Below are 20,275 nucleotides of genomic sequence, written 5' to 3' on the forward strand. Positions count from 1 at the left end.
GGGCGTGTTCGTCACTTGACCTCCGACGCGTTGACCAGGCTCTCGGACCAGCCGAGCAGCGTGATGGTGCCGTCCGAGCCGACACCGGGGACGTAGAACAGGAGCTGGAGCGACACCGTGCGCTGCACGCCCTTGGCGCTCTTCTCGTCGAATCCGGACAGCGCCGCGCCGGGCGAGCCCTCCTCGAACCCGATGGTGCCGCCGTCGTTGGGGGTCACCTTCTCGCGCTGCTCGATCTCGACCGTCACGAGGGCGCCGGAGTCGTTCGTGGCGAGCGCGACGGTCGGGCCGTCGCCGACCTCGTTCGCGAAGTCGATGTCCGCCGTCTCCGGCAGGCTCTCCGCGATCGCCTTCTGGCCGGCGACGCCGAGCTGCTCGCGCAGCACGTCGCCCTCCTCGGTGAACAGCGGCGCGAACTCGCTGTCCTCGCCCTTCAGCAGGACGTCGGCGTACGCGGCCGCGACCTCGCCGGGCGGCAGGAGCAGGCCCTTGAACTCCGGCGAGATGATCGGGGCGCCGAGGCTCGCCGGGGCCACCGGGGGCACCTGCGCGTCGGGAGCGAGCGCCATCTCGTAGACGATGCGGTAGTTCTCGCGCGGCGACTCCTGCTGGAGCACGAGCGCGGTCGGCGCCTCGGTCGGGTCGTCCTCGTTCTGGGCGACGACCATGACCACGCGCGGCCAGGCACTCGCCTGCTGCGGGAGGATGAGCGTGAGCGGGGCGGCGCGGATGGCCGTCGGCGCCGGGTGGTCCTCGAGCGACGAGCGGATCGCGTAGTTCGCCTCGCGCGCATCGAACGCCGGACCGGCGAAGCGCTCCGCCAGCAGCTTCTCGTCGCGATCGGCGTCGGCGTCGCCCGCGAGCACCGCGATCCTGCGCATGATGCGCTCCATCTGCGGCACCGTGACGGCGGGCGGGGTGACCTCCTGGACGACCGGCTCGCCGTCCTCGCCGTCGGCGGTCGCGGTCGGCTCCGCCGTCGGGGTCGACGTCGCCATCGCCTGGAAGTCGGGCCAGTAGTCGGCCGAGCAGCCGGTCAGGGCGAGCGCCGAGATCGCCACGACCGGCACCACCGCGATGCGCGAGCGGCCGATCGCGCGGCGGCCGCCGCGGCCGATCTGGCGGCTCGTCGGCCGGGGCGCGCTCGGCAGCTTCCGCGACGAGCGCGTGACGTTGCGCCGCGGTCCGCGACCGCGCCGGTGGCCGCGGATGCCGGAGATCAGCAGCAGCAGGCCCGCGACGAACAGCAGCGCCCCGCCGGCGATGAGCGGCCCGGCCCACGGCGTCGAGTTGTCGAGCGGCCACGACATGCCGATGCGGTTCGGCGCCTGCTCGGTGCCGTCGGACGCGAGCAGCACCGTGATGCCCTCGGGGAGGTCGACGGTCGTGCGGAGCACGTTCTCGGCCGCGAACTGGTCGAGCCACAGGTCGGAACCGGACGGGCTGCCCGAGGCATCCGGGTTCTCCTCCTCGGCCTCGTCGGACGCCGCGTCGCCGGAGTCGTCGGCGGGCGCGTCGGGATCTGCCTCGGGGGCGGGCGCGGTGCCGGGCTCCGCCGCCGGGGTGATGAGCGACGACGTCAGCGCGTCCTCCTCAGCGTCGTAGCCGATGCTCGTGTAGGCGGTGTCCCCGATCCACGCCATGACGTCTGCGGTGCGCCCGTAGGCGAGGAACACCTCCGGTGACCCGCTCACCGTGAAGGTCTGCTGCCCGGCGTAGGCGGCCAGCGCCTCGGGCTCGACGACCATGTAGGTCGTCGCGTTCTCGACGGTGACCTCGCGCGCGACGGCGTCGGGTTCGAGCAGGATGGTGCGCTGCGCGATGCCGGCGCCGATCATCAGCGCGGCACCGATGAACGCCACCAGCGCGAGTACGAAGCGCAACGAGTCTCCTTCGGGTCGGGGAGTCGGACGCCCGTCCGCGTGCGGTGCGAGGGACCGGTTCGGGCACCGATGCGACCGCCGGTCGCGAGCGACACAACGTTCCACGATATCGGCCGAGACTGGGAGTTGGCCAACCGGCCCCTGTGCACATGGGGTGGGGAACGGGGAGGCCGCTGCGGGTACAATCGGACGGGCCCGCCGCCACCCCCTGTTCGCGGGCCATCACCCCCCAGCCCCCGGAGGAGACATGGTCGAGGAGACCGAATTCACGCAGGTGTTCCGCGGATACGACAAGGACGAGGTCGACAAGGCACTCGTCGACCTGCGTCGGGAACTCCTCAACGCCAACACCCAGCTCGCCGAGCAGGGCAAGGAGGTCAAGCGCCTCGTCGCCCGCATCGACGACCTGAACGCCGAGCTCGAGGAGGTCGGCAACCCCACGTTCTCCGGCCTCGGCACGAAGCTCGAGAACACCCTGCGGGTGGCCGAGGAGCAGTCCACCCGGCTCATCGCCCAGGCCGACATCGACGCCGAGAAGCTGCGCCGCGCCGCCGACGACGAGGTGGCGCTGCAGCGCGCGGACGCCCAGGAGTTCGCCGAGCGCACCGTCTCCGAGGCGCGCGCCCAGGCGACCCGCATGCTCGAGAACGCCCGTGCCGAGGCCGACGACATGGTCGCCCGCGCGCACGAGCAGAGCGAGCAGCTCCGCCAGGACGCGGCACGCGACGCGGCCGCGATCCGCGGCGCGATCGCCACCGAGGCCGCCGAGCTGCGCACGACCGCGAAGCGCGAGTCCGACGCCATGCGCTCCGAGGCCGAGCGCGAGGCCGCGCGCGTCCTCGTCGAGGCGAACACCGAGGCCGAGGAGGCGCGTCGCACCGCCGAGGGCCTCGCCGACGAGACCGAGCAGACGCGCGCCGAGGTCGCGATCGAGCTCGACCGCGCCCGGGCCGAGCTCGCCAAGGAGACCGAGCAGGCACGCCTCGACCTGGCGAAGGAGACCGAGCAGGCACGTCTCGACATCGAGCGCGAGACCAAGGAGTCGCGCGCCGGCATCGAGGCCGAGGCCGAGGAGTCCCGCGCCGCGCTCGTGCACGAGCTCGACCAGGCCCGCACCGACCTCCAGCGCGAGATCGACGCGGCCCGCGCCGGAATCGAGCAGGAGCGCGAGCAGGTGCAGGTCGACCTCGAGCGCGAGGCCGAGACCGCCAAGCTGAAGCTCGAGCACGAGCTCGACCGCATCCGCGCCCGTCACGAGGCCGGGCTCGACCAGACCCGCGCCGACCTCGCCCTCGAGCACGACCAGGCCCGGGCCGACTTCGAGGCGGAGGCCGAGAGCGCCCGCATCGAGCTCGACAACCAGCTCGCCGCGATGCGCAAGAAGACGACCCACGAGGTCACCCGCATGCGCCGAGAGATCGAGCAGGCCCGCACCGACCTCGACGCCGAGCTCACCGCGAAGCGCGACGACGCCGAGCAGGAGCTGCTCGCCGCGCACCGCCAGGCCGTCGCCGAGACGCAGAAGTTCCTCGACGACGCGAACGCCGAGCTGGCCGAGGCCGTCGCCCGCACCGCCGAGAGCCGCGCCGAGAACGAGCGCCTCGAGGCGGAGCTGCGCTCCGACATCCTGAAGTCCCGCGAGCGGGCCGACGAGGAGGCGCGCGAGCGCATCGCCGCGGCCAACGAGCAGGCGCGCAAGATGATCTCCGAGGCCGACGAGCGCACCCGCGCCCTCGTCGCCGACGCCGAGGACCGCCTCTCGCAGATTAGGATCGAGCGTGACGCGGTCGCGGGGTACTTCGAGAGCCTCCGCGGCGTGCTGACCCAGGCAGAGCAGGTGGCCGCCAACTCCTCGAAGTAGGCGGCAGGAGGGCGGACCTCGCGCATCGTGAAGATCCAGAACGCGTTCCGCCTCGGCCTGATCGGCACCCTCGGTGTCGGTCTGGGCCTCCTGATCATCTTCTCGATCGTCAGCCTCTCGACGATCATCACCTACGTGGGTGCCGCGCTGTTCCTGGCACTGGGCCTCGACCCCGTGGTCACGTGGCTGGAACGGCGCGGCTTCCCGCGATGGGCTGCCATCCTCACCGTGATGGCAGCCGTCGTGGCGCTCGTGACGGGCCTGGTGCTCGCGGTGGTGCCGATCATCGTGAACGAGGTCGGGCAGCTCATCGACCAGATCCCGGGCATCGTGCGCCGGCTCGAGTCGGGCGAGCTGGTCGACTCGATCGCCCAGCAACTCCCCTGGCTGCGGGTCGACGACATCTTCCAGGCCGTGTCCGACGCGGCCATCGACCTGGTCAACGACCCGGAGAGCGTCGCCGAGCTCGCCGGAGGCGTGCTCGCGGTGGCGATCACGATCGGCGCCGGCATCTTCGGCGGCGTGATCGTGCTGATCCTCACGCTCTACTTCACGGCCTCCCTCAACGCGATGAAGCGCGCGACCTACCAGCTGGTCCCCGCCTCGCGCCGGGCCCGCTTCGCCGACCTGACCGAGCAGATCACCCAGTCGGTCGGCCGGTTCGTCGTCGGCCAGGTGACGCTCGCCTCGATCAACGGCGTGGCGAGCTTCATCTTCCTGTCGATCATCCAGGCGCCGTTCCCCGCGGTGCTCGCGTTCATGGCGTTCGTGCTGTCGCTGATCCCCCTCGTGGGCACGCTGACGGGCTCGGTGATCATCGTGCTGGTCTGCCTCATCCCCGGCATCGGGTCGCCGCTGACGGCCCTCGTGGCGGCCATCTACTACGTCGTCTACATGCAGGTCGAGGCGTACGTGCTGAGCCCGAACATCATGAACCGGGCCGTGCAGGTGCCGGGCGCGCTCGTGGTGGTCGCGGCCCTCGCCGGCGGTTCGCTGCTCGGCGTGCTCGGCGCGCTCATCGCGATCCCCGTGGCCGCGTCGATCCTGCTGATCATCAAGCAGGTCGTGATCCCGCGCCAGAACGAACGCTGAGCACGATCGCGCCCGGCGACGCCGGGACCCGGCTCCCGCCTCAGCCCGTCCAGCGCGTCGGCAACGGCCGGGCCACCGACGGGGCCACGACCCGCACGATCTCGTCGAGCACGCGCCGGGTCTGCGTCTCCCCCACCCACAGGTGACGGCCGTCCTCGACGGGCACGAGCTCCAGGTGCGGCACGAGCGAGAACCGCATCCGCGCCTCGTCGGGCTGCAGGAAGTCGTCGTGCTCCGGGATCAGCGCGACGATGCGCCGATCGTCCCCGGCCCAGGCCGTGAGTTCCTCGTCGTCGGTGCGGTGCAGGGGCGGCGAGAGGAGGATCAGCCCCTCCACGTCGTGCGCGCGGCCGTACTTCAGTGCGAGCTCGGTGCCGAACGACCAGCCGACCAGCCATGGGTGGGGCAGGCCGCGCTCGGCGACGAACGCCATGGCGGCGTCGACGTCGTGCCGCTCGGCCTCGCCGTGGTCGAACGCACCGTCGCTGCGGCCCCGCGGCGACTCGGTGCCCCGCGTGTTGAAGCGCAGCACGGCGACGTTCGCCAGTGCGGGCAGGCGCGCGGCCGCCTTGCGCAGGATGTGCGAGTCCATGAACCCGCCTGCGGTGGGCAGCGGATGCAGCGTGACGAGCGTCGCCACGGGCTCGCCGTGCTCGGGCATCGCCAGCTCGCCGACCAGCGTCAGGCCGTCGGCCGTGCGCAGATCGACCTCCTCACGTTCGGCGGGGAGCTCGACCCCGGCCCGGATCTCGATGCCCGCGGCATCCGTCGTCATGCCTTCATCCTCCAACAGTGCACGTGCCAGTGCCGCCTCCCCGCGAGGTCGGCCGCGTCGCCGAGCACGCCGTCCGCGCGCCAGGCGACGACGTGGGCGACCCCCGGCTCCACCACGAGGCCGCAGCCGGGGCAGACGTACTCCTTGACGGCCTGCGCTTCCGACACCGGCTGTACGTACCAGCTGCCGTCACGGCGCTGCTCGGTGCGCTTCCAGCCCGCGCGCAGCCGGTCGACGTCGAGCGGCTCGGCGTCCTCGGCGCGGTCGCGACGGCTGCCGCGGCGGCGATTGCTGCGAGGCATCCGCCCGCCTAGTACCAGCCGACCGACTGCGAGTGCGACCACGCCCCGCACGGGGTGCCGTACCGGCCGGCGATGTAGCCCAGGCCCCACTCGATCTGCGTCGCGGCGTTGGTCTCCCAGTCGGCGCCCGCGGTGGCCATCTTCGACCCGGGCAGGGCCTGCGGGATGCCGTAGGCGCCGCTGTACGGGTTCATGGCGTTGACGCGCCAGCCCGACTCCTTGTTCCAGAGTGCGACGAGGCAGTCGAACTCGCCCGTCGACCAGCCGCGCGCGGCGACGGCGCCGGCCGCGTAGGCCTGGGCCGAGCCCGGATCGGGGACGACGGCGGGCGGCGCCTGGTAGGTGATCGCGGCGCTCGACACGGCCGCCGGCTCGGGCTTGGCCTCCACGACGTACTCGTCGCGCGACGCCGTGAAGTCGTACTCGCCGGTGACCTCGACGGCCTGCGTCGCCTCGCCGCCGAATCGGTCGCCGCTCGCCGTGTACTCCCCCGACGCGGTCGCGCCGGCGTACGGGTCGACGAGCTGCACCAGCACGAACGAGACCGAGGCCCCGAATGCGAAGAGCACCGTCAGCGCCTGCTTGGCGCTACGACGACGCACCGGCGGACGTGCCGCCGGTGCAATGGCCGAATTCGGCGTACGCCCTGAGTGCCTGCCCACGATACGGCGAGTCTAGCGGAGCCCGGGGGCGTCGACGTGACGCGCGCGGCGGGTCATCGGACGGCCAGCATCACGTCGACGACGGCGTCGAGCACGAGGTCGACCTGCACCTCCCGGTACCCGCCCCGCTGCGGGCGGAACACCACCGTGCGCACGTCGTCGACCGCGATCGGCAGGCCGTCGCGGAAGTACCGCATGAGCTTCTCCGCGAACCGGTCGACCTCGCGCGTGCTGTACCCCACCGCGAGCATGGAGACGCGGTCGAAGCGATGGCCCTCGGGCCGTGCGAGGCGGTTGATGACGACCTGCGCGGTCGCGCGCGCCTCGTCGATCCACTCCCCCTCGCCCTGGTCGGCTGCGGCCTGCTGGCGCTCACGCGCCGCGAAGGCGTCCTCCAGGCGCTCCAGGGCCCCGTCGACGTGCGCGGTGGAGTAGCCGCCCTTCTGCATCGAGAAGGCCATCAGGCGGATGTCCTCGGCGGCGAGCGCTTCGGAGTCGCGGTCGACGCCGTCGTAGGCGCGGCGTGCGCGGGCGAGGAACGCGTCGACCTGTTCGACGTGGTAGCCGAGCCGTGGACGCCTGACGCGCGGGAAGGTCGAGTGCACCGGATCATTCTCCCTCAGGCTGCGGTGAAGAGCAGGAAGGCTGTGAACGCCACGGCGGCCGACGGGAGGATCGAGTCGAGTCGGTCGAGGAAGCCGCCGTGGCCGGGGAGCTTCGAGCTCATGTCCTTGATGCCGATGTCGCGCTTGATGAGTGACTCGGCGAGGTCGCCCAAGGTGGCGGAGAGGAAGATCGCCGCACCGAAGAGCAGGCCGAACCACCACGACGTGCCGAGCATGAAGATGCCGACCAGCACGCCCGCGATCAGGCAGGTCAGCGCGCCGCCGGCGAAGCCCTCCCAGGTCTTCTTCGGGCTGATGACGGGCGCCATCGGATGCTTGCCGAGGGTGAGCCCGGCGGCGTAGGCACCGGTGTCGGCGAGGACGACGATCACGATGAACCCGAGCGCCCACCACTGGCCGCCGTCCTGCGCCGTGAGCACGACGGTGAACGACGCGAGGAACGTGACGTACGCCTGCACGAAGACCGCCGCGGACAGGTCGGGGAGCAGCGCGGTGTCACGTCGCGAGGGGATCAGCTGCTCGACGAGCCGCCAGGCGGCGACCAGCAGGATCGCGCCCAGCACGCCCACCAGCTGGCCTGCGGGGCCGCCGTAGTACGCCAGCGGCACCACCGCGACGCCGCCGACGACCGTGGGGATGCGCGGGACGCCGTAGCCGGCGCGCCGCAGCGCCGTGGCGAGCTCGGCGGTCGTGAAGCCGATCAGCACGGCCGCGAACACCATGAACAGCTGCTTGACGATGAGCAGGCTCACGAGGAGTCCACCGCCCAGCACGAGGCCGATCACGATCGCGAGCAGCAGGTTGCGCCCGGTGCGCGCCTGGATGCGCTCCTGGGTGGCGTCGAACTGCGCGCGGGTCGCCTCGAACTGGCGCTCCAACTCGACCCGGCGCGCGTGCATCTGCGCCCGCAGTTCGGAGGGGGCCCCCGGCGATTCCGGCTCGGCGTCGTTGGTGTCGTCGGGCTCTGTCATCCTCGCCCTCAGACCTCGAGGAGTTCGGCTTCCTTGCGCTTGAGCGCCTCGTCGATCGCCTCGACGTGCTGCTTGGTGACGTGCTCGAGCTCCTTCTCCCCGCGCACGACCTCGTCGTCGCCGACCTCGCCCTTGAGCGACTCGAGGTCGCTCTTGGCGGTGCGGCGGATGTTGCGCACCGACACGCGCGCATCCTCCGCCTTCGCGCGGACGAGCTTCACGTACTCCTTGCGGCGCTCCTCGGTCAGCTCGGGCAGGGTGATCCGGATGATGTTGCCGTCGTTGTTCGGGTTCGCGCCGAGGTTCGGCGTGTCGCGGATCGCCTGCTCGATGTCGCGCAGCGCGCTCTTGTCGTAGGGCGTCACGACCAGCGTGCGCGCCTCGGGGTTCTGCAGCGAGGCGAGCTGGTTCAGTGGGGTCGGCGTGCCGTAGTAGCTGACCATGATCTTCTGGAACAGCTGCGGGTTGGCGCGGCCCGTGCGAACGGTGGCGAAGTCGTCCTTGGCGACTTCGACGGCCTTGTTCATGCGGCTGGAGGCATCGGACAGTACATCCGCGATCACGTGGACTCCTTCGGTTTCGCTGCTCGGGACAGTCTAGTCGGGCGAACGGGAGCTACCCGTGCGCAGCCTCGCCGTTGCTGACGAGCGTGCCCAGTTCCTCGCCGAGGATCGCCGCGGTCACGTTGCCGCCCGGCTCCATGCCGAACACGCGCATGGGCATGCCGTTGTCCATGCAGAGGCTGAACGCGGTGGAGTCGACCACCTTGAGGCCGCGCTGGAGCGCGTCCTGGTAGCTGATGCGATCGATGCGCTCGGCATCCGGGTTCGTGCGCGGGTCGTCGGTGTACACGCCGTCGACGCCGTTCTTGGCGACCAGCACCATGTCGGCGCCGATCTCGAGGGCTCGCTGCGCCGCGACCGTGTCGGTCGAGAAGTACGGCAGTCCGGCGCCGGCGCCGAAGATGACGACCCGGCCCTTCTCGAGGTGCCGTTCGGCGCGTCGCGGGATGTAGGGCTCGGCGACCTGGGTCATCTCGATGGCGGACTGCACGCGGGTCTCCGCGCCGGCCTGCTCGAGGAAGTCCTGCAGGGCGAGCGAGTTCATGACCGTGCCCAGCATGCCCATGTAGTCGGCGCGCCCGCGGTCCATGCCGCGCTGCGAGAGCTCGGCGCCGCGGAAGAAGTTGCCGCCGCCGACGACGATCGCGATCTCGACCTGCTCGGCCGCCTGGGCGATCTCGCGTGCGAGCGCGCTCACCACGTCGGGATTCACGCCGAGCGAACCACCGCCGAACGCCTCCCCCGAGAGCTTCAACAGGACGCGCCTGCGCGTGTTCGTTCCAGCCATCCCCCATGTCCTTCCTGTCAGCACCACGTTACCCATGCACCTGCCCGCCGCCCACTGCGACGGGCATGAAAAAGGAGTCCGGATCGCGAGCGATCCGGACTCCCTTCATTCGATCAGGCGCCGACCTTGAATCGGGCGAAGCCCGACACGGTGAGCCCGGCGTCGGAGAGCACGTTGCTCACCCGAAGCTTGTTGTCCTTGGCGTAGTCCTGCTCGAGCAGTGCGACCTGCTTGAAGTAGGCGCCCAGGCGACCCTCGACGATCTTGGGCAGCGCCGCCTCCGGCTTGCCCTCCTCGCGGGTGATCTGCTCGACGAGCGCGCGCTCCTTCTCGACCGACTCGGCCGGGACGTCCTCACGGGTGAGGTACTCCGGCGCGGCGAACGAGATGTGCTGCGCGACCGAACGGGCGGTCTCCGCGTCGTCGCCGGCGTAGCCCAGCACGACGCCGACCTGCGGGGGCAGGTCCTTCGACGTCTTGTGCAGGTAGATCGAGAACTGCTCGCCCGTGACCAGCGCGACGCGACGGAGCTCGACCTTCTCGCCGAGGATCGCCGCCTCCTCGCTGATCACGTCGGCGACGGTCTTGCCCTCGGCCGGAGCGGCGAGCGCCGCCTCGACGGTCTCGGCGCCCGCTGCCGCGACGGCGGCGAGCACGCGGTCGGCGAGGCCGACGAACTTGTCGCCCTTGGCGACGAAGTCGGTCTCGCAGGCCAGCTCGATGAGCGTCGCGGTGCCGTTGCCGTTCTCGGTCGCGGCCACGAGGCCTTCCGAGGTCGAGCGGTCGGCGCGCTTCGCGTTGCCCTTGGCGCCCTTCAGGCGCAGGATCTCGGTCGCCTTCTCGAGGTCACCGTCCGCCTCGACGAGGGCGGCCTTGGTGTCGCTCATGCCGGTGCCGAGCTGCTCGCGCAGCGCCTTGATGTCGGCGATGCTGACGTTTGCCATTCGCTCTGCTTCTCCTTGCTCGATGTGTCTCGTGGACTACTTGGCGGCGGCCTCGTCGGCGGCCGGGGCCTCGGTCGCGGCCTCGGCGGCGACGACGTCGGGGACCTCGGCGACCTCCTGGGCCTCAGCCGTGGCGCCGTCGACCTTGTCGGTCTCGGCGGACGACTGCTCCGGGGTCTGCGCCTGGAGGAGCTCCTGCTCCCACTCGGCCAGGGGCTCGGCGGCCTCGGCGCCCTCCTCGGGCTTCTGGTGGCGCTGGATCAGGCCCTCGGCCGCGGCGTCGGCGACGATGCGGGTGAGCAGGCTCACCGAGCGGATCGCGTCGTCGTTGCCCGGGATGGGGTACTGGACCTCGTCGGGGTCGCAGTTGGTGTCGAGGATGGCGATCACGGGGATGCCGAGCTTCTTCGCCTCGTCGATCGCGAGGTGCTCCTTCTTGGTGTCGACCACCCAGAGGGCCGACGGGGTCTTCGACAGGTTGCGGATGCCGCCGAGCGACTTGTGCAGCTTGTCGAGCTCGCGCTTCTTGAGCAGCAGCTCCTTCTTGGTGAAGCCCGAGGTGGTGCCCTCGTAGTCGAGCTCCTCGAGCTCCTTCATGCGGGCGAGGCGCTTCGACACCGTCTGGAAGTTGGTGAGGAGGCCGCCGAGCCAGCGCTGGTTGACGTAGGGCTGGCCCACGCGGGTCGCCTGCTCGGCGATCGACTCCTGCGCCTGCTTCTTGGTGCCGACGAAGAGGATGGTGCCGCCGTGGGCGACCGTCTCCTTGACGAAGTCGTACGCCTTGTCGATGTAGGCGAGCGACTGCTGCAGGTCGATGATGTAGATGCCGGAGCGCTCCGTGAAGATGAATCGCTTCATCTTGGGGTTCCAGCGACGGGTCTGGTGCCCGAAGTGCACGCCGCTGTCGAGCAGCTGGCGAATGGTGACGACGGCCATGGCCGTACTCCTTCTGTTCTCAGTTGTCGTTCGCGCCGGCGGCGCGAGCCCTGGTGCCCGGCGCACGGATCCGCCCGTTCCTGCGAACGGGACTGATGGAGGGTGTCGCCTCTCGGGCACGCGAAGTCACCCCGGAGACCGGGGTGCTCCCGCCACGATATCACAGCGCGGCTCCTCCCCAGCTGTCGACGGCGGTCCGATCAGGGCAGGCGAGCGGATGCCCCGAGCCGACGCACCTGCGGGCGCGAAGGTGTCCGCATGACCGCTTCCCACGCCCGTACGCGGCCTCGTCCGCACGCCCGAGCCCGCGCCGCCGCTGCCGCCGCGCTGCTGATCGCCCTCACGCTGACCGCCGGCACCGCGAGCGCCGCCGCGCCGCCCGCTGCGATCGTGCCGCCGGCCACCGGAGGTGCCGCGGGCACCTCGGGTGCGGGGCGCACGAGCGCGGCGCCCGGTGCGGGGTGGCAGTGGCCCGTCGACCCCCCGATCGCCGTCGTCTCCGGCTACCGGGCCGGCGACACGGTGTACTCCGCCGGCCACCGGGGCATCGACCTGGCGGCCTCCGCGGGCGCCCGCGTGCTCGCGCCGGCCGACGGCACGGTCGCGTTCACCGGCTGGGTCGGCGACCGACGCCTCGTGACCGTCGACCACGGCGGCGGGGTCGTCTCCACGCTCGAACCCGTCACGGCGTCGGTCGCCGCCGGTGCCGTCGTCACGGCGGGAGATGTGCTCGGCGCGCGGGCCGCGGGCGGGCACTGCGCCGACTGCCTGCACCTCGGCGCACGCGTCGACGGCGCCTACGTCTCACCGCTTCTGTTCCTCGGCGGCGTGCCGCGCGCCGTGCTGCTCCCGCTCGATTGAGCGTCAGGCGCGCGGGTGGGCGAGGCGGTAGCTCTCCTTGAGTCGTTCGGCCGAGACGTGCGTGTAGATCTGCGTGGTGCCGAGGCTCGCGTGGCCGAGCATCTCCTGCACGGTGCGCAGGTCCGCGCCGCCGTCGAGCAGGTGCGTCGCGGCCGCGTGCCGCAGGGTGTGCGGGCCCGCAGGACCGCCGCCGGGGAACGCGTCGAGCACGTCCGCCACCAGGCGGTGGACGATCCGCGGCGAGATCCGCGCGCCCTTCGCGCCCAGGAACGCCGCGGCCACCGCGTCGGACCCGCCGCCGCCGGCGGCCAGCACCGAGGGGCGCGCCGTGCGCAGCCACCGGTCGAGCGCATCGGCAGCGGGCGCGCCGTACGGCACGACCCGCTCCTTGCCGCCCTTGCCCAGCACGCGGACGGTTCGCCGCCAGCGGTCGATGTCATCGACGTCGAGCCCGGTCAGCTCGGAGACGCGGATGCCCGACGCGTACAGCAGCTCGAGGATCGCCACGTCCCTGACGGCGACCGGGTCGCCCTCGGCGGCCCGTGCGGCGGCCTCGGCGAGCAGCTGTGCCGCCTGCGTCGCCGACACGACGCGCGGCAACGTTCGGCGCGTCTTCGGCGCACGCAGGCGCGCGCCCGGATCGTCGTCGCGGGCACCGCGGCGCAGGAGCCAGGCCGTGTACCCGCGGGCGGCGGCGGCACGGCGCGCGATCGTCGTGCGGGCGAGGCCGCGCTCGGTGGCGTCGTACAGCCAGTCGCGCAGCAGGTCGAGGTCGATGGCAGGGGCATCCGTCGTTCCCCGACCGGCGGCGAAGGCGGTCAGATCGGCCAGGTCCGAGGCGTAGGAGTCCACCGTGCGCGGACTGAGCCCGCGTACGTCACGGAGTTCGTCGAGGTAGCGCTCGACCGCCGCAGCCTGTCGCACGCCCCCAGCATCGCGCTGCGTGCCGGCACCGGGCGGGCGACTCACCGCTTGCGCGAGAACAGGTCGATGCGCTCCGACGGATCGAGATCCTCCAGGCGTGCGAGGAACTCGGCGCCGAAGCCCGAGACCGGCGCCGGCGAGCCGATCGGCACCGTCGACGCGACCATGCCGCCCGGGCGCACCTCGACGAGCGAGTACGCCTGGCCGCTGTCGACGCCGACGAGCTCGCGCTCCGGTGCCGCCAGGTCCATGGTGTAGCTCGTCGCCGCGGCGACCGCGACCGGAACGCCCGCGAAGACCCCCGAGGAGCCGTAGTGCATGTGGCCGGCGAGGATGCCGCGCACCGTCGACCCGGCACCCCGCACGACCTCGGCGAGCTCGTCGCGGCGCTGGAGCTCGAGCACCTCCATGACCGGCAGCGGCGTCGCGAGCGGCGGATGGTGCATCGCGATGAGCACGCCGTGCTCCGGGGCATCCGACAGCACCTCGGCAAGCCAGTCGAGCTGGGCTGCATCGAGGCGGCCGTGATGGTAGCCGCCGTCGGTGGAGTCGAGTGCGACGATGCGCAGGCCCGCCACGTCGACGGCGTAGTCGACGGGGTCCTCACCGCTCCCCCGCGCGCGCCCCGCAGGAAGGAGTCCCGCGCGGAACGGCGTGCGTTCGTCGTGGTTGCCCATGACCCAGACGACCTCGGCGCCGAGGCGTTCGGCGACGGGCTCGATCATGCCGCGGATGCGGGCGTACGCGTCAGTCTCGCCGAGGTCGGCGATGTCGCCGGTCAGCACGAAGGCGTCGATCGGTCGACCGGATGCCTCGACCTGCTCGAGCGCCCGGGCGAACGTGCGGTCGGTGTCGATCGCCCCGTGCAGCGGCGCTCCCCCGGCGAGGAAGTGCGAGTCGCTCAGGTGCGCGATGACGTGCGTGGGCGGATCGTCCTGCCCGAGCGGCATCCTCGACACGTGCATTCCTTCCCGGCACCCGCGGGTCGGCGACGTGCCCGCACCCAGCCTACGGACGCTCCTCGCGGATCGTCCTCGGCACGCGCCCGGGCGAGCGGGCAGCGATCAACTCTGGTAGAAGGGCGGCACGCAGGTGGGGTCCCCCTCGGGGAACGGGATCAGGCTGCTGCACAGGGCGAAGCCCGACACGTAGAGGTCGAAAAGCGAGACCGGCGGATGGTGGTCGACGCAGTCGTGCCCCCACGGCACGGTGAGGTCGAAGTACACGTCGGCGGTCCCGTTCACGGACTCGGCGTACACGATCACGTTCTCCGTCTGCCCCGGCTCGATGACCGTGCAGTAGTCCGGAAGCGTTCCGAGTACATCGAACGGCGCACGCGTGCTCGCCTCGCCGAAGCCGTCGCGCACGTTCGTGATCTGGATGCTCGGTCGGAACACGATGTCCTGGCCCGTCGTATTCACGATCTGGATCGGGAAGGCGAAACCGAGGCTCGTGTCTGCGTCGAAGATGCCATTGATGACCTGAGCCGGGCACCCCGGGATGTACTCCGGGAGGGGCACCTTGCAGGGGGTACCGACCCGCACCATCGGCATCGTGCCGGAGGCCGCCTGCGCGGGCGCGGATGCGGCGACGGCGACGGCCGGCACCGACCACGCCATCGCGCTCGCGACCGTACGACGGGTGGGTCCGGGCGTCGGAGCGTTCATCGGTTCATCGGTCACGGTGCGTATCTCCTGGGGGTGGGAGGTCGTGCTCGGGACCACCGACGCGGCTGACGAGCCGATGCACCTCGCGAACGCGAAGTTGCCTCGGATACTAGCGGGGTCTCGCTGCCGGCGTCCGTCGTTCTCCCCGGGGTGGCGGGTCTGCGCGGCGGCGCGAACGTCGAGCGCGCGTCAGTTCTGGTTGAACGGCGGCGTGCAGGTGGGCGAGCCCTGCGGGAACGGGGTGTTCGACGAGCACGGCGGGAACGCCGGCGCGTACAGGTCGGGGATGAAGATCGGCGGGTGGTCGGCGTCCGCGCAGTCGTGCCCCCACGGCACGGTGAGGTCCGCGTAGACGTCGTCGTTCGCGCTGTTGTCCGAGTTAGCGAACACGAGGATGTTGACCGACTCGCCGGATGCGATCGGCTCGCAGTAGTCGGGGTAGATCCCCTGCACGACGAACGGGATAGTGGGGTTGCCGTCGCCGTCCCGGACGTTCGTCACGGTGACGCTCGGCTTCAGGACGATGGCCTTGGCCGTGTTGTTCGTGACCTGGATGGGAAGCGCGAACGCCTTCGAGAAGTCACCCGCGAAGATCCCCTGGGAGATCTCCGCCGGGCACCGCGACTGGCTGGCACCCGGCAGCTTGCAGGCCACCCCGACGAGCACGATGGGTGCCGGTCCTGACGCGGCGAAGGCGGGCATGGACGCCGCGACTGCGACGACAGGCACGCTCCAAGCCATCGCCGTAGTGACGGTGCGGCGGGTGACCCCGCGGGTTTCCGGGCTCGCTGAACGGTCGGTCATGGTGATCGCCTCCGGGTACGGCGTCGATTCGGATGTCACGCCGAGTCGACCGACCACAGCCGGCCCGGCCCCCTCGTCCAATGTCGAGGGTTCCTCAGCTTAGCGCTCGATCGACAATGACGTCTACATCTGTAGATCTGAGCTGCGCCGCCCGGCCCCCTGCACCGGCGCAGGCGCCGTCACGTACGGCTCCGGGCGGACGACGAAGGCGCACGGCGGAAGCGCCCGCGTTCGGACACCGCGAGACCGAGCACCTCGAGCCCGGCGAGCGCCGCCCTGGCCTGCGGAACGTCGAATCCGGCCCGACGCGCGATCTCCTCGATCGTGCGCGCCGTCCGAGGCGCCACGGCGTCGAGCGCCCGGAGCTCATCGGGCGAGAGCTCACAGAGCGTGGGATGGGCGACCCGGTCGGCCCGAACATCGCCCGCGAGCTCGGCCATCTCCGCGGCATCCGTCACGCAGACCGCGTCGTACTCGCGCAGCAGGCGGTGGCAGCCGGCCGAGGCCGGGCTCGTCACGGGACCCGGCACCGCGCCGAGGGGGCGCCCGAGGGCCGCGGCGTGCCCCGCGGTGTTGAGCGAACCCGAGCGGCGGCCGGCCTCGAGCACGACGGTGGCGCCGGCGGACGCGGCGATCAGGCGGTTGCGTTCAAGGAAGCGCCACTTCGTGGGCGCGGCACCGCACGGCACCTCGGAGATCACCGCGCCACGGGCGGCGATGTCGGCGAGCAGGGAGTCGTGCGCTGCCGGGTACGGGCGATCGACGCCGCCCGCGAGGAACGCGACGGTCGTGCCGTCCGAGGCGAGCGCCGCGCGGTGCGCCCGCGCGTCGATGCCGTACGCGGCCCCGGAGACGATCGCGAACCCGCGGTCGACGAGGCCCGCGGCGGCCTGTGTGGTCACGTGCTCGCCGTAGCCGGTGGCGGCGCGCGCGCCGACGAGCGCGACGGACCGCTGCAGCGCGGCAAGCGCGTGCGGTGCGCCGCGCACCCAGAGCCCGGGCGGCGCGTGGACACCGAGGTCGTCGAGGCCCGCGGGCCACTCCGCGTCGCCCGGCAGTACCAGCCGCGCCCCACTCCGAGCGGCCTGCTCGACCGATCTGGCTGCTGCCGGAAGGTCGAGCCGCGGACGCCAGCGCGCGAGCGCCCGAGCGATCAGGGACGTCTCGACCTCGGCGCCGGTGCCGGACGCCGCCGCACCGAGCGCGTCGGCGGACTCCCCGGTCAGGAGCGTCTCGACCAGGCGACGGGCTCCGAGCGCGTGCACGAGCGCACCGGCAACGCCGTCGCCGGGCTCGGCGATCACCATGAGCGTCGCGATCGCGAGCACGACCGCCGCATCGTGGTCGGCCTCGCGGACGGAGGGCATGCGGCCGGCCGCCACCACGAGGTCTCCCGCGCGACTCATGCCGCCGCCGCCTCGCGCATGGCGAGCGCGTGGCCCACGTGTTCGCGGGAGGGACTCGTCGCACCGTCGAGGTCGCACAGCGTCCAGGCGAGCCGGATGACCCGGTCGTAGCCGCGCATCGTGATGCCGCCGCGCTCGAGCGACTGGTCGAGCCGCCGAGTCGCGGCCGGTGCGAGCCGCATGCCGCCGGCGGTGCGCAACCACGGCCCGGGCACGCGGGCGTTCGTTCGCCACGGCGTCTCGGCGAGCCGCTCCGCGGCCGCCCCGCGGGCGTCGGCGACCCGGCGTCGGGCCTCGGCGGTCGTCGGCCCCGCACCCTGCTCGCGCAGGTCCGCCGCCGAGACCCGTCGCACGACGAGTCGGATGTCGACCCGGTCGAGCAACGGCCCCGAGAGGCGACCGAGGTAGCGGCGCCGCGTCAGCGGCGGGCAGGTGCACGAGTCGTCCGGCGCGCCGTACTGCCCGCACGGGCACGGATTCGACGCAAGCACGAGCTGGAACGACGCCGGGAAGCGCGCGACCGCGCTGGCCCGATGGAGCTCGATGACGCCGGACTCGAGCGGCTGGCGCAGCACGTCGAGCACTCGGGCGGGGAACTCGGGCGCCTCGTCGAGGAAGAGCACGCCGTGGGCCGCGCGGGTGACCGCACCGGGTCGGATGACCCGTGAACCGCCGCCCGCCATCGCGGCCGAGCTCGCCGTGTGGTGCGGGCTCTCGAGCGGCGGACGCGACGGCAGCGCCGTGCCGAGGCTCCGGCCCCCCAGCGAGCGGATCGACGCGACCTCGAGGGCCTGCTCGGGAGCGAGGTCGGGCAGCAGTGCGGGCAGGCGAGCCGCGAGCATGGTCTTCCCCGCTCCCGGCGGGCCGATCATCGACAGGTGGTGACCGCCGGCGGCGGCAGCCACCAGCGCCTCCACCGCGTCGGCGTTTCCGGCGACGTCGGCGAGGTCGCCCGCGTCGTGGACCGACTCGGGCATCTCCTCGCGCATGATGGGCTCCGCCGCGCTCGTGCCGCCGTCGACGGATCCTCCGTGCCACTCGACCGCCTCCCGCAGCCCGGCCACGGCGACGACGCGAACGCCCGACACGAGCTCGGCCTCCGCGCGGTTGCCGACCGGCACCATGACGGTGTCGCACCCCGCGTTGCGCGCGGCGAGCACCGCGGGCAACACGCCCTCCACCGGGCGCAGTCGGCCGTCGAGCGCGAGCTCGCCCAGGTGCACCACGCGCTCGATCGACGAGCGGTCCACGCCGTCGGCCGTCCCGATGCACGCGAGCGCGATCGCCAGGTCGAAGGCCGACCCGTGCTTCGGCAACGCGGCGGGCGACAGGTTCACGGTGAGGCGGCGTGCCGGCAGGGGGCATCCAGCATTGATCGCCGCTGATCGCACCCGCTCGCGCGCTTCCGACAGCGCGGTGTCGGCGAGGCCGATGATCACGAGCGCCGGCAGCTGCGCGGAGAGGTCGGCCTCGACGTCCACGGGTGACCCCGACAGGCCGAGCAGCGCCATCGCCCGCGTGCGCGCAACGGCCATCAGCCGACGCCCCGCACGTGCTCGATCGACACCGGACACCCGGGCGGCAGCAGCACCGAGACGGCGTCGATGCGGATCGACGCCGACACCACGTGCGCCGACCGGCACCACGCCCCGGCGAGCATCCTGATGCGCGCCAGCTTCTCGGCCGTCACCGCCTCGAGCGGATGACCGAACCCCGTACCCGACCGGGCCTTGACCTCGACGAACACGGTCTCGTCGCCGTCGCGGGCGACCAGGTCGATCTCGCCGCGCCGGCCGTGCCGCCAGTTGCGGTCGACCACCTCGTAGCCGAGCTCCTCCAGGTACGCCGCTGCGATCGTCTCGCCGCGCGCGCCCACCTCGTCCTTGCGTGCCATGCGCCACCTCCGAGGAGAGGCTGGCAGCGGACTCCAGCGCCGATCGGGGCAGCGGGGCGCTGGGCGCGATCCGCGCGTCGGGGGTGCCTGTGCAGGAGGCAGCGGCGACCCGCTCCGCCCCGGTGCGCAGGCCGAGGTATAGGGTGAGCGCATCGCCCACACGCAGAGGGATCGCGTCGAGGACATCGGGGAGGCCCGGGGTCTCTTTCCGGCGACGAGCGAGGGCACCTACCTCAACACGGCGGCCGTCGGGCACGCGAGCGTGCGGCTCGCGGCCGCGTACCGGGAGTACCTCGACGACTGGGTCTCATCCGGGCTCGACTTCGTCACGGGCGAGGCGGCGGCCGACGCATCCCGTTCCATCGTGGCCCGGCTGATCGGCGCGGACCCGTCGGACGTCGCGTTGATCGCCTCCGTGTCCGCCTCGGCGGGGATGGTCGCCGCGCAGCTCGGTGCCGAGTCGTCGACCGGGCGGAACGTGGTGATCGGCGAGCGGGAGTACAGTTCGAACCACTTCCCGTGGCGGATGCTCGCCCACCGCGGCTACGAGGTGCGGCAGGTGCCGTTCCGGAACGGCGGGCTCGAACCCGACGACATCGCCGCGCACGTCGACGGTGGGACGAGGCTGGTGGCGGTCAGCGGCGTGCAGACCGCGACCGGCCACCGGACCGACATCGCCGCAGCCGGCGAGATCGCTCGCGCGGTCGACGCCCTGCTGTTCGTCGATGGAGCACAGCTGATCGGCGCGGCGTCCGTCGCGGCGGACCTGCCCTGGATCGACGTGCTCGCGGCACCCGACCACAAGTTCCTGCTCAACGCGGGCCGCGGCATCGGCTACTGCTACCTGTCCCGGCGTGCGCAGGATCGGCTCACGCCGGTGAACGCCGGATGGAAGGCGGGCGCCGAGCCGCTCGCGAGCTTCTTCGGACCGCACATGGAGCTCTCGACGTCGGCGTCGCGCTTCGACAACTCGATCAGCTGGCTCGCCGCGGTCGGCGACGAGGCAGCGCTGTCGGTCTTCGACACGTTCGGCGCGGAGCACATCTACCGACGCAACGCCGACCTGTCCGACCGGCTGCGATCGGCACTCGCAGACGCCGGCTGGCCGCCCGTCGACCTGCCCGAGCGGAATCGGAGCACGATCGTCTCGGTGCCCCTCGGGGAGCGCGATGCGGGCGATGTGCTCGCCCGGCTCCGTGAACAGCGGATCGTGGCGGCGGCGCGTGACGGCAACCTGCGCCTCTCGGTCCACTTCTACAACCACGAGGACGACATCGACCGCGTCGCAGCGGCACTCGCGGAACGCTGAGGTCGCAG

At 72.3% G+C, this 20,275-nt stretch carries 21 protein-coding genes; 4 read left to right on the plus strand and 17 right to left on the minus strand.

What is annotated here, in order from left to right; all coding sequences use genetic code 11:
• Positions 1-11 precede the first annotated feature (11 nt).
• On the minus strand, positions 12-1,883 hold the full coding sequence (locus ABZK10_RS15290) for a DUF8094 domain-containing protein (protein ID WP_353810148.1): 1,872 nt from the start codon (positions 1,881-1,883) through the stop codon (positions 12-14).
• Positions 1,884-2,130: 247 nt separating this feature from the next.
• Between ABZK10_RS15290 and ABZK10_RS15295 the strand changes: the two genes are divergently transcribed.
• Positions 2,131-3,744, plus strand: coding sequence for a DivIVA domain-containing protein (locus ABZK10_RS15295; protein ID WP_353810149.1), 1,614 nt, complete (start codon positions 2,131-2,133; stop codon positions 3,742-3,744).
• A 27-nt stretch (positions 3,745-3,771) separates the two neighbouring features.
• Entirely contained in the window at positions 3,772-4,836 is a 1,065-nt protein-coding gene (locus ABZK10_RS15300; protein ID WP_353810150.1) for an AI-2E family transporter, read from the plus strand.
• Between the two features lie 40 nt (positions 4,837-4,876).
• On the opposite strand, the gene ABZK10_RS15305 is transcribed toward ABZK10_RS15300, so the two are convergent.
• The 9 genes from ABZK10_RS15305 to rpsB all read right to left on the minus strand — a co-directional run bounded on the left by ABZK10_RS15305 (position 4,877) and on the right by rpsB (position 11,402).
• Positions 4,877-5,611, minus strand: coding sequence for an alpha/beta hydrolase (locus tag ABZK10_RS15305; protein ID WP_353810151.1), 735 nt, complete (start codon positions 5,609-5,611; stop codon positions 4,877-4,879).
• Complete coding sequence (locus ABZK10_RS15310; RefSeq protein WP_353810152.1) at positions 5,608-5,913, minus strand: Rv1322 family protein; 306 nt, start codon at positions 5,911-5,913, stop codon at positions 5,608-5,610. Before ABZK10_RS15310 ends, ABZK10_RS15305 begins: the two co-directional genes overlap by 4 nt.
• An 8-nt stretch (positions 5,914-5,921) precedes the next feature.
• Entirely contained in the window at positions 5,922-6,482 is a 561-nt protein-coding gene (locus ABZK10_RS15315) for an aggregation-promoting factor C-terminal-like domain-containing protein (protein ID WP_353810153.1), read from the minus strand.
• Between the two features lie 146 nt (positions 6,483-6,628).
• A complete protein-coding gene (locus ABZK10_RS15320; RefSeq protein ID WP_353810154.1) occupies positions 6,629-7,180 on the minus strand; it encodes a DivIVA domain-containing protein in 552 nt (183 codons plus the stop codon).
• Between the two features lie 14 nt (positions 7,181-7,194).
• Entirely contained in the window at positions 7,195-8,172 is a 978-nt protein-coding gene (locus ABZK10_RS15325) for a phosphatidate cytidylyltransferase (protein WP_353810155.1), read from the minus strand.
• Positions 8,173-8,180: 8 nt separating this feature from the next.
• The gene (gene frr / locus ABZK10_RS15330) at positions 8,181-8,735 is read right to left on the minus strand and encodes a ribosome recycling factor (protein ID WP_353810156.1); all 555 of its coding nucleotides are present in this window, start codon (positions 8,733-8,735) and stop codon (positions 8,181-8,183) included.
• A gap of 52 nt (positions 8,736-8,787) precedes the next feature.
• On the minus strand, positions 8,788-9,522 hold the full coding sequence (gene pyrH, locus ABZK10_RS15335) for a UMP kinase (protein ID WP_353810157.1): 735 nt from the start codon (positions 9,520-9,522) through the stop codon (positions 8,788-8,790).
• Positions 9,523-9,635: 113 nt separating this feature from the next.
• Positions 9,636-10,466, minus strand: a complete 831-nt coding sequence (gene tsf / locus ABZK10_RS15340; RefSeq protein ID WP_353810158.1) for a translation elongation factor Ts — start codon at positions 10,464-10,466, stop codon at positions 9,636-9,638.
• Positions 10,467-10,502: 36 nt separating this feature from the next.
• Positions 10,503-11,402 (minus strand): 30S ribosomal protein S2, encoded by a 900-nt coding sequence (rpsB, locus tag ABZK10_RS15345; protein WP_353810159.1) that lies wholly within the window; start codon positions 11,400-11,402, stop codon positions 10,503-10,505.
• A gap of 258 nt (positions 11,403-11,660) precedes the next feature.
• On the opposite strand from rpsB, the gene ABZK10_RS15350 reads away from it, so the two are divergent.
• Complete coding sequence (locus ABZK10_RS15350) at positions 11,661-12,263, plus strand: murein hydrolase activator EnvC family protein (RefSeq protein WP_353810160.1); 603 nt, start codon at positions 11,661-11,663, stop codon at positions 12,261-12,263.
• Positions 12,264-12,266: 3 nt separating this feature from the next.
• On the opposite strand, the gene ABZK10_RS15355 is transcribed toward ABZK10_RS15350, so the two are convergent.
• The 7 genes from ABZK10_RS15355 to ABZK10_RS15385 all read right to left on the minus strand — a co-directional run bounded on the left by ABZK10_RS15355 (position 12,267) and on the right by ABZK10_RS15385 (position 18,958).
• The gene (locus tag ABZK10_RS15355; protein WP_353810161.1) at positions 12,267-13,187 is read right to left on the minus strand and encodes a tyrosine recombinase XerC; all 921 of its coding nucleotides are present in this window, start codon (positions 13,185-13,187) and stop codon (positions 12,267-12,269) included.
• Positions 13,188-13,228: 41 nt separating this feature from the next.
• Positions 13,229-14,137, minus strand: a complete 909-nt coding sequence (locus ABZK10_RS15360; protein WP_353810560.1) for a metallophosphoesterase — start codon at positions 14,135-14,137, stop codon at positions 13,229-13,231.
• 114 nt (positions 14,138-14,251) lie between these two features.
• The gene (locus tag ABZK10_RS15365) at positions 14,252-14,869 is read right to left on the minus strand and encodes a hypothetical protein (RefSeq protein WP_353810162.1); all 618 of its coding nucleotides are present in this window, start codon (positions 14,867-14,869) and stop codon (positions 14,252-14,254) included.
• Between the two features lie 174 nt (positions 14,870-15,043).
• A complete protein-coding gene (locus ABZK10_RS15370) occupies positions 15,044-15,583 on the minus strand; it encodes a hypothetical protein (protein WP_353810163.1) in 540 nt (179 codons plus the stop codon).
• 254 nt (positions 15,584-15,837) lie between these two features.
• Complete coding sequence (gene dprA / locus ABZK10_RS15375; RefSeq protein ID WP_353810164.1) at positions 15,838-17,064, minus strand: DNA-processing protein DprA; 1,227 nt, start codon at positions 17,062-17,064, stop codon at positions 15,838-15,840.
• Positions 17,061-18,599 (minus strand): YifB family Mg chelatase-like AAA ATPase, encoded by a 1,539-nt coding sequence (locus ABZK10_RS15380; RefSeq protein ID WP_353810165.1) that lies wholly within the window; start codon positions 18,597-18,599, stop codon positions 17,061-17,063. Before ABZK10_RS15380 ends, dprA begins: the two co-directional genes overlap by 4 nt.
• A complete protein-coding gene (locus ABZK10_RS15385) occupies positions 18,599-18,958 on the minus strand; it encodes a YraN family protein (RefSeq protein WP_353810166.1) in 360 nt (119 codons plus the stop codon). Before ABZK10_RS15385 ends, ABZK10_RS15380 begins: the two co-directional genes overlap by 1 nt.
• Before the next feature lie 184 nt (positions 18,959-19,142).
• On the opposite strand from ABZK10_RS15385, the gene ABZK10_RS15390 reads away from it, so the two are divergent.
• Positions 19,143-20,267, plus strand: coding sequence for an aminotransferase class V-fold PLP-dependent enzyme (locus ABZK10_RS15390; protein ID WP_353810561.1), 1,125 nt, complete (start codon positions 19,143-19,145; stop codon positions 20,265-20,267).
• The last annotated feature ends 8 nt before the right edge of the window (positions 20,268-20,275 follow it).

The organism is Agromyces sp. SYSU T00194 (assembly GCF_040496035.1).
GTDB lineage: Bacteria > Actinomycetota > Actinomycetes > Actinomycetales > Microbacteriaceae > Agromyces > Agromyces chitinivorans.

Bases quoted from the DNA above. Each gene is read 5' to 3' on its own strand.
- dprA (WP_353810164.1), bottom strand. From the start codon at position 17,064: ATGAGTCGCGCGGGAGACCTCGTGGTGGCGGCCGGCCGCATGCCCTCC.
- ABZK10_RS15385 (WP_353810166.1), bottom strand. From the start codon at position 18,958: ATGGCACGCAAGGACGAGGTGGGCGCGCGCGGCGAGACGATCGCAGCG.
- ABZK10_RS15360 (WP_353810560.1), bottom strand. From the start codon at position 14,137: ATGCCGCTCGGGCAGGACGATCCGCCCACGCACGTCATCGCGCACCTG.
- ABZK10_RS15305 (WP_353810151.1), bottom strand. From the start codon at position 5,611: ATGACGACGGATGCCGCGGGCATCGAGATCCGGGCCGGGGTCGAGCTC.
- ABZK10_RS15310 (WP_353810152.1), bottom strand. From the start codon at position 5,913: ATGCCTCGCAGCAATCGCCGCCGCGGCAGCCGTCGCGACCGCGCCGAG.
- ABZK10_RS15325 (WP_353810155.1), bottom strand. From the start codon at position 8,172: ATGACAGAGCCCGACGACACCAACGACGCCGAGCCGGAATCGCCGGGG.
- pyrH (WP_353810157.1), bottom strand. From the start codon at position 9,522: ATGGCTGGAACGAACACGCGCAGGCGCGTCCTGTTGAAGCTCTCGGGG.
- ABZK10_RS15350 (WP_353810160.1), top strand. From the start codon at position 11,661: ATGACCGCTTCCCACGCCCGTACGCGGCCTCGTCCGCACGCCCGAGCC.
- ABZK10_RS15295 (WP_353810149.1), top strand. From the start codon at position 2,131: ATGGTCGAGGAGACCGAATTCACGCAGGTGTTCCGCGGATACGACAAG.
- rpsB (WP_353810159.1), bottom strand. From the start codon at position 11,402: ATGGCCGTCGTCACCATTCGCCAGCTGCTCGACAGCGGCGTGCACTTC.
- ABZK10_RS15380 (WP_353810165.1), bottom strand. From the start codon at position 18,599: ATGGCCGTTGCGCGCACGCGGGCGATGGCGCTGCTCGGCCTGTCGGGG.
- tsf (WP_353810158.1), bottom strand. From the start codon at position 10,466: ATGGCAAACGTCAGCATCGCCGACATCAAGGCGCTGCGCGAGCAGCTC.